Origin of the sequence: Idiomarina sp. Sol25 (assembly GCF_033052775.1) — a bacterium.
GTDB lineage: Bacteria > Pseudomonadota > Gammaproteobacteria > Enterobacterales > Alteromonadaceae > Idiomarina.
Window position 1 is genome coordinate 1 of sequence record NZ_JAUPEW010000092.1, and the last position, 281, is coordinate 281.

1 protein-coding gene is annotated in these 281 nt (G+C 74.7%); it reads left to right on the plus strand.

From position 1 onward, the window contains the following. Window positions 1-281 (plus strand): non-canonical purine NTP pyrophosphatase (locus Q5L94_RS13605; RefSeq protein ID WP_411161945.1); only part of this gene is annotated, 281 nt, incomplete at both ends.

A 281-nucleotide genomic window follows, 5' to 3' on the forward strand; every position in this document is an offset into this window, starting at 1 on the left:
CGCAACCCGAAGAAGCTCGCCGAGCTACGCCGGATCCTCGCGCCGGCGCTGCCGGACGTGGAGGTCGTCGGCCTGGACGACGTCGCGCCCTACCCGGAGGTGCCGGAGTCCGGCGCCACCTTCGCCGACAACGCGCTGATCAAGGCCCGCGAGGGGTACCGGCAGACCGGGCTGCCCACGGTGGCCGACGACTCCGGCCTCACCGTCGAGGCCCTCAACGGCATGCCCGGCGTGCTGTCGGCGCGCTGGGCCGGTGGCCACGGGGACGACGGGGCGAACCT